This is a genomic window from Aeromonas sp. DSM 116730 (assembly GCF_046581335.1).
Lineage (GTDB): Bacteria > Pseudomonadota > Gammaproteobacteria > Enterobacterales > Aeromonadaceae > Aeromonas > Aeromonas rivipollensis.
On the sequence record NZ_CP144265.1, the window covers coordinates 3,814,865 to 3,822,500 of the forward strand.

Below are 7,636 nucleotides of genomic sequence, written 5' to 3' on the forward strand. Positions count from 1 at the left end.
TTGTTATTGGGCGACCGGATCAGAGTCCGGCTGCAAGCCTGAAAAGGGGTCTCGCCTTGGGAGCTCGTCTTCAAATCTGGTAGTCGGGATAGAGCTGCGCATGCCGGGCCACCAGGCGCACCCCCTGGCCGGGGGCGAAGGCACGGGCGGCTTCCTTGCTCAGCTCGGCCTCGTAGTGAGCGCCCCTGGTCTCGCCATCCCCGCGCAACTCCACCCGGATCCGCGGCCCCATGGGCAACAAGCGGGTGATGGTGGCGCTGATGCCTCCCTGTGCATCCGCCGGCAGTATCTCCAGCTCGTGGGGGCGCACATAGGCAATGGCAGCACTGCCCTGTGCCAGCTGGGAGCTGATGGGGCCCCCCAGCTGCTGCTCACCTATGCCAAGCCCCTGCCCGGCTACCCGGCCGCGGAACAGGTTCACGCTGCCGAGGAAGCTGTGCACAAAGGCGGTGGCGGGCTGGTCATAGACCTCGGCCGGGGTGCCGATCTGCTCGACCCGCCCTGCGTTCATCAGCACCACCCGATCCGCCACCTCCAGCGCCTCCTCCTGATCGTGGGTCACGAACAGGCTGGTGACGTGCAGCTCGTCGTGCAGCTCTCGCAGCCAGCGGCGCAGCTCCTTGCGCACCTGGGCGTCGAGGGCGCCGAAAGGCTCGTCCAGCAACAGCATCTTGGGCTGCACCGCCAGGGCGCGCGCCAGGGCGACTCGCTGGCGCTGACCACCGGAGAGCTGGGTCGGATAGCGTCCGGCCACGTGGCTGAGCTGCACCAGATCCAGCAGCTCCTTGACCCGGGCTCGGATAGCCGCCTCGGCCGGTCGCTCGGAGCGCGGCTTGACCCTCAGGCCGAAGGCCACGTTCTCGAACACCGTCATGTGCCTGAACAGGGCATAGTGCTGGAACACGAAACCGACATTGCGCTCGCGCACGTGGAGATCAGAGGCATCCTCGCCGCGGATGATGACGTTGCCGCTGTCGGCCTGCTCCAGCCCGGCGATGATCCGCAGCAGTGTGGTCTTGCCGCAGCCGGAGGGGCCGAGCAGCGCCACCAGTTCACCGTCGTGAAAATCGAGGTTGATGTCGGCCAGGGCCGCGTACTGATTGAAATGCTTGTTGAGTCGTTGAACCTGAATGCTCATGGCTGCCTCTCTAAACCGTTAAACCGGATTCATGGTTATCCGGGCTGACCTGCCACCTGGCAGGCCAGGCCATATCAATGGGACTGGGTGGGCTGAGCGCGCAGCCGGGCCAGCAGGGTCTCCCCCAGCAGGGTGAAGATCCCGAACAGGGCCAGCAGGCTCGCCACCGCGAAGGCGGCGCCGGTCTGGTACTCGTTGTAGAGGATCTCGATGTGCAGCGGCAGTGTGTTGGTCTGACCGCGAATATGGCCGGAGACCACGGAGACGGCACCGAACTCCCCCACGGCACGGGCGGTACAGAGCAGCAAGCCATACATCAGGCTCCAGCGGATGCCGGGCAGGGTGACCCGCCAGAACATCTGCAGGCCGCTCGCCCCCAGCATGATGGCGGCTTCCTCCTCTTCCGGACCACGGGCCTCCATCTGGGGCAGCAGCTCGCGTACCACGAAGGGCACAGTGATGAAGGTGGTCGCCAATATGATCCCCGGAGTGGCGAAGATGATCTTGATGTCGTGCTCGCTAAGCCAATCACCGAACCAGCCACGACTGCCGAACATCAGCACGAACATCAGACCCGCTATCACGGGTGAGACCGAGAACGGCAGATCGATGAGGGTGATGAGCAGTTGCCGGCCCGGGAAGCGGAAGCGGGCGATGGCCCAGGCGGCGGCCAGCCCGAACAGCAGATTGAGGGGCACAGAGCAGAGGGTCACCAGGGCGGTCAGGCCGAGGGCGCTCAGGGCATCTGGCTCGCTGATGGCATGCCAGAAGAAGGCGAGGCCCGGACTCAGGGCCTGGATAAAGACGGTCGCCAGCGGCAGCAGCAAAAGCGCGGCGAACCAGCCCAGCCCGACGCTGATCAGCAGCCACTTCACCCAGACAGGCTCACGGGTCACGGCAGGCTGGCGCACCTGAGTGGCAGGGGCCCCATCGAGGGCCAGGTCCAGGCTGGCGTTGGATGCATTCATATGCGGCTTCCTCCGATGCGTGCCCAGCTCCAGGCCTGCAACTTGTTGATGATCAACAGCAAAACAAACGAGATCAGCAGCATGACGGAGGCGATGGCCGAGGCCCCGGCATAGTCATACTCCTCCAGGTGACTCATGATCATCAGCGGCGCGATTTCCGAAACCATCGGCAAATTTCCGGCGATAAAGATGACGGAGCCGTACTCCCCGACCCCACGGGCAAAGGCCAGGGCGAAGCCGGTGAGCAGCGCCGGGATCAGAGTAGGCCACAACACTCGCGCGAAGGTCTGCCAGCGATTGGCCCCCAGGCTGGCGGCGGCCTCCTCCTGTTCTGTCTCCGCCTCTCGCAGCACGGGCTGCAGGGTGCGCACCACGAAGGGCAGCCCGATGAAGGTGAGGGCGATCACCACCCCTATGGGGTTGTAGGCGAGCTCGATGCCAAAGGGGGCAACCCACTGACCTATCCAGCCGTTGGGGGCGAAGATGGCGCACAGGGCAATGCCGGAGACGGCGGTCGGCATGGCGAACGGCAGGTCGATGAGCGCATCCACCAGGCGGCGACCGGGGAAGCTGTAACGCACCAGCACCCAGGCCAGGATCAGCCCGAACAGGCTGTTGAGCAGGGCGGCGATAAAGGCGGCCCCGAAGCTGAGGCGAAAGGAGGCGAGCACCCGGGGGGAGCCTATCACCTGCCAGAACTCGGCGGCCGTCAGGTTGTTTACCGCGAACAGCACCAGCGCCGAGAGGGGCAACAGCACCAGTATGCTCAGGTAGAGCAGGCTGAAGCCCAGGGTCGGCCCTAGGCCAGGGAGGACGGAATAAGAACTTAATCGCATAACACATCCATTTGTTATAAATACTTTCGATATGCTGATTCTGCTCACGACCGCCAGGGACAACAAACACCAATAACGCCTTTGCTAAGCACTTTTTTGTCTAACAACGGCAAATCAGGGCTTTTAGAGCGATAAATATAAAAAAAGGTCTTTTATATAAATAAAAGACCTAACAAACGGAGCGGTGAAACCTGAGCTGCAAAGACAGTCGCTATGGGATCAGGGTGGCGAGCCTGTCTGATATCTTGCGGGAACTCTCCTTGTCATATGGGTCGAGGATCAGCGGAAGCTGAGGGCCGCCCGCCTATCCCATTCGGTCGAGGTGGGATCCACTACCATCTCGGCCCTGTGATGAAGGGTGTTCAGCAGGTTGAGCCCCTGACTCCACTCCCCATGACCGGACTGGGCATTGATGTGGCCCACCTCGCCGGCATCGAACAGTGGCACCTGCCACTGACGACTCCAATATTCGGCACGTTCGAAGCTCATCCAGGGATCATTGCGGCTGGCGATGAGCTGGGCGGACACCTTGATGGATCCCGCCAACGCCTCGTCCGGGATGCCGAAGCGGGCCGGATCAGCGGGAGCCACTATCAGGATGGAGGAAACCTTGTCCGGTTGCAGCCTCGCTGCGGCAATCGCCGTCAGGGCGCCGAAGGAGTGGGCCACCAGGTGGACCCGGCTGCGTCGGCTTCTGAGCTTGCTCGCCAGCTTGGCACTCCAGACGGTGAGGTCCGGCTTGTCCCAGGGCAGGCCCAGCATCCGCTGCCACTGGGGAAATTGCTGGTGCCAGCGACTCTGCCAGTGATCCGGCCCACTGTTGTGCAGACCGGGAACCAGAAGGATCTTGTTCATCATGGTGCTCCTATCTGTTGTCACAGGGGCCAGTCACTGTTAGCGGCCCGGTTGGTAGATCTGGTCGAACAGCCCGTCCTGGGCGAAGTGTTTCTTCTGTGCCTTGTCCCAATCCCCTTCCAGATCCTTGACGGTAAAGAGCGCCAGCTGCGGGAACTGGGCCGCCGTCTCCTTCAGGATCGCCGGGTTGCTCGGGCGATAGTGGTACTTGGCGATGATCCGCTGTCCCTCGTCGGAATAGAGGTAGTCAAGATAGCCCTTGGCGGCCGCTTCGGTGCCGTGCTTCTTGGCTACCTTGTCCACCACGGCGACGGGGGGTTCGGCCAGGATGGAGACAGACGGCACCACGAGCTCGAACTTGTCGCTGGTCCCCGGCTGATTCAGCACCAGCAAGGCTTCGTTCTCCCAGGCCAGCAAGACGTCGCCGAGGCCGCGCTCGATGAAGCTGGTGGTGGCGCCCCGGGCGCCGGAATCCAGCACTTTCACGTTCTTGAACAGATCGCCGACAAACTGCTTGGCACCCTCTTCAGTACCGCTCTTCTTCAGGGCATAGCCCCAGGCAGCCAGGTAATTCCAGCGCGCACCGCCGGAGGTCTTGGGGTTGGGGGTCACGATGGCGACATCCTTGCGAACCAGATCACCCCAGTCCTTGATCTGCTTGGGGTTGCCCTTGCGCACCAGGAAGACGATGGTGGAGGTATAGGGAGACGCATTGTTGGCAAGGCGCCCCTCCCAATCGCTGGCGGTAAGACCCGCCTTGGCCACGGCATCGACATCATAGGCCAGCGCCAGGGACACCACGTCAGCCTCCAGGCCGTCCACCACGGCACGGGCCTGTTTGCCGGAGCCACCGTGTGACTGGCTCACCACCACATCATCGCCCGTCTTGGCCTTCCACTCCTTGGCAAAGGCGCTGTTGTATTCCTGGAACAGTTCGCGGGTCGGGTCATAAGAGACGTTGAGCAGGCGCACCTCGGCCGCATTGGCCTGGCCGAGTGCCAGCAGAGAGAGCAGGGTCAGGGCGGTCATTCGCAATTTCATGGTGATACTCCATATCGTTGGGTTGAGTACAGAATGCCGCCTTCCACATATATCAGGAAGAAAGAAAAAGCGCTTTGCTTATCTCTTTTACGCATATTAGGCCAACCGCCAACGCATACTCACTGCCGCGAACCAGCCCCCTGGTCGCCCAATTCGCCACTCATCACCGCCAGATTGCCGACACGAAAAAGCCCAGTCTGTTGACTGGGCTTGTTGACTCGCATGCTGAAGGCTGACAGCAAAAAGGCCTTCCCGTGAGGGAAGGCCTTTCAAATTAGTGGCGGAGCGGACGGGACTCGAACCCGCGACCCCCGGCGTGACAGGCCGGTATTCTAACCGACTGAACTACCGCTCCGCATTCGGTTAGCTTGCGCTAAATCTTCTGCCGATTTTATGAGGTGTCATCCTCTCGGCCAGTCATGCAATGTGTGCACAACTGTTTAATTGGGTGCCTGGCAGTGTCCTACTCTCGCATGGCGAATGCCACACTACCATCGGCGCTACCGCGTTTCACTTCTGAGTTCGGCATGGGATCAGGTGGTTCCACGGCGCTATGGCCGCCAGGCAAAAAACTTCAATCTCGGAAAGCTGACGTGAATAACGACTTAGCTAGTTTGCTTTGTCATTATCACTGAATTAGGTAGTAGTTCGTTCACTTGCTACAAGGCCAGAAACACTTCTTGGGTGTTGTATGGTTAAGCCTCACGGGTAATTAGTATGGGTTAGCTCAACACGTCGCCGCGCTTACACACCCCACCTATCAACGTTGTGGTCTCCAACGGCCCTTTAGGACCCTCAAGGGGTCAGGGATGACTCATCTCAGGGCTCGCTTCCCGCTTAGATGCTTTCAGCGGTTATCGATTCCGAACTTAGCTACCGGGCAGTGCCACTGGCGTGACAACCCGAACACCAGAGGTTCGTTCACTCCGGTCCTCTCGTACTAGGAGCAACTCCCTTCAATCATCCAACGCCCACGGCAGATAGGGACCGAACTGTCTCACGACGTTCTGAACCCAGCTCGCGTACCACTTTAAATGGCGAACAGCCATACCCTTGGGACCGACTTCAGCCCCAGGATGTGATGAGCCGACATCGAGGTGCCAAACACCGCCGTCGATATGAACTCTTGGGCGGTATCAGCCTGTTATCCCCGGAGTACCTTTTATCCGTTGAGCGATGGCCCTTCCATTCAGAACCACCGGATCACTATGACCTACTTTCGTACCTGCTCGACCTGTCCGTCTCGCAGTTAAGCTGGCTTATGCCATTGCACTAACCTCCTGATGTCCGACCAGGATTAGCCAACCTTCGTGCTCCTCCGTTACTCTTTGGGAGGAGACCGCCCCAGTCAAACTACCCACCAGGCACTGTCCGCGAGCCCGATTCAGGGCCCTGCGTTAGAACATCAAACATACAAGGGTGGTATTTCAAGGACGGCTCCAGCGCAACTGGCGTCACGCCTTCAAAGCCTCCCACCTATCCTACACATGTAGGTTCAATGTTCAGTGCCAAGCTGTAGTAAAGGTTCACGGGGTCTTTCCGTCTAGCCGCGGGTACACCGCATCTTCACGGCGAATTCGATTTCACTGAGTCTCGGGTGGAGACAGCATGGCCATGGTTACACCATTCGTGCAGGTCGGAACTTACCCGACAAGGAATTTCGCTACCTTAGGACCGTTATAGTTACGGCCGCCGTTTACCGGGGCTTCGATCAAGAGCTTCGCTTGCGCTAACCCCATCAATTAACCTTCCGGCACCGGGCAGGTGTCACACCCTATACGTCCACTTTCGTGTTTGCAGAGTGCTGTGTTTTTGATAAACAGTCCCAGCCATCTGGTCACTGCGACTCCCAACTGCTCCATCCGCAAGGGACTTCACTGTCAAGAGCGAACCTTCTCCCGAAGTTACGGTTCTATTTTGCCTAGTTCCTTCACCCGAGTTCTCTCAAGCGCCTTGGTATTCTCTACCCGACCACCTGTGTCGGTTTGGGGTACGATGACTTGTAATCTGAAGCTTAGAGGCTTTTCCTGGAAGCAGGGCATCAATGGCTTCACCACCGTAGTGGCTTCGTCTCGTGTCTCAGCGTTGCATCTCCGGATTTGCCTAGAGATACCGCCTACGCACTTTCACCAGGACAACCGTCGCCTGGCCCACCTAGCCTTCTCCGTCCCCCCATCGCAATTACAAGTCGTGCAGGAATATTAACCTGCTTCCCATCGATTACGCCTTTCGGCCTCACCTTAGGGGTCGACTCACCCTGCCCCGATTAACGTTGGACAGGAACCCTTGGTCTTCCGGCGAGGAGGCTTTTCACCCCCTTTATCGTTACTTACGTCAGCATTCGCACTTCTGATATCTCCAGCATACCTCTCGATACACCTTCGCAGACTTACAGAACGCTCCCCTACCACTCACACATAAGTGTGAATCCGCGGCTTCGGTGCCTGGTTTGAGCCCCGTTACATCTTCCGCGCAGGCCGACTCGACTAGTGAGCTATTACGCTTTCTTTAAATGATGGCTGCTTCTAAGCCAACATCCTAGCTGTCTGAGCCTTCCCACATCGTTTCCCACTTAACCAGAACTTTGGGACCTTAGCCGGCGGTCTGGGTTGTTTCCCTCTTCACGACGGACGTTAGCACCCGCCGTGTGTCTCCCGGATATTACTTACTGGTATTCGGAGTTTGCATGGAGTTGGTAAGTCGGGATGACCCCCTAGTCCAAACAGTGCTCTACCCCCAGTAGTATTCGTCCGAGGCGCTACCTAAATAGCTTTCGGGGAGAACCAGCTATCTCCGAG

General features: G+C 59.5%; 5 protein-coding genes, 1 tRNA gene and 2 rRNA genes (1 of these 8 only partly in view). All 8 read right to left on the minus strand.

The window, feature by feature from the left end; genetic code table 11:
• Positions 1–70: 70 nt before the first annotated feature.
• Positions 71–1,138: a sulfate/molybdate ABC transporter ATP-binding protein gene (locus Aeroheme_RS17455; RefSeq protein WP_408819882.1), complete on the minus strand. Its 1,068-nt coding sequence runs from the start codon at positions 1,136–1,138 to the stop codon at positions 71–73.
• A gap of 74 nt (positions 1,139–1,212) precedes the next feature.
• Positions 1,213–2,106, minus strand: a complete 894-nt coding sequence (cysW, locus tag Aeroheme_RS17460) for a sulfate ABC transporter permease subunit CysW (protein WP_106884955.1) — start codon at positions 2,104–2,106, stop codon at positions 1,213–1,215.
• Positions 2,103–2,942, minus strand: coding sequence for a sulfate ABC transporter permease subunit CysT (gene cysT / locus Aeroheme_RS17465; RefSeq protein ID WP_025325753.1), 840 nt, complete (start codon positions 2,940–2,942; stop codon positions 2,103–2,105). Before cysT ends, cysW begins: the two co-directional genes overlap by 4 nt.
• A gap of 279 nt (positions 2,943–3,221) precedes the next feature.
• Positions 3,222–3,797, minus strand: a complete 576-nt coding sequence (locus Aeroheme_RS17470) for an RBBP9/YdeN family alpha/beta hydrolase (protein WP_111913671.1) — start codon at positions 3,795–3,797, stop codon at positions 3,222–3,224.
• A gap of 39 nt (positions 3,798–3,836) precedes the next feature.
• Positions 3,837–4,838 carry a sulfate ABC transporter substrate-binding protein gene (locus tag Aeroheme_RS17475; RefSeq protein WP_411166283.1) on the minus strand — a complete coding sequence of 334 codons (1,002 nt, stop codon included), beginning with the start codon at positions 4,836–4,838 and terminating at the stop codon, positions 3,837–3,839.
• Positions 4,839–5,116: 278 nt separating this feature from the next.
• Positions 5,117–5,193: transfer RNA gene (locus Aeroheme_RS17480), tRNA-Asp, on the minus strand.
• 95 nt (positions 5,194–5,288) lie between these two features.
• Positions 5,289–5,403: ribosomal RNA gene (gene rrf, locus Aeroheme_RS17485) — 5S ribosomal RNA — on the minus strand.
• Between the two features lie 126 nt (positions 5,404–5,529).
• Positions 5,530–7,636: ribosomal RNA gene (locus Aeroheme_RS17490) — 23S ribosomal RNA — on the minus strand (it continues 783 nt past the right edge of the window).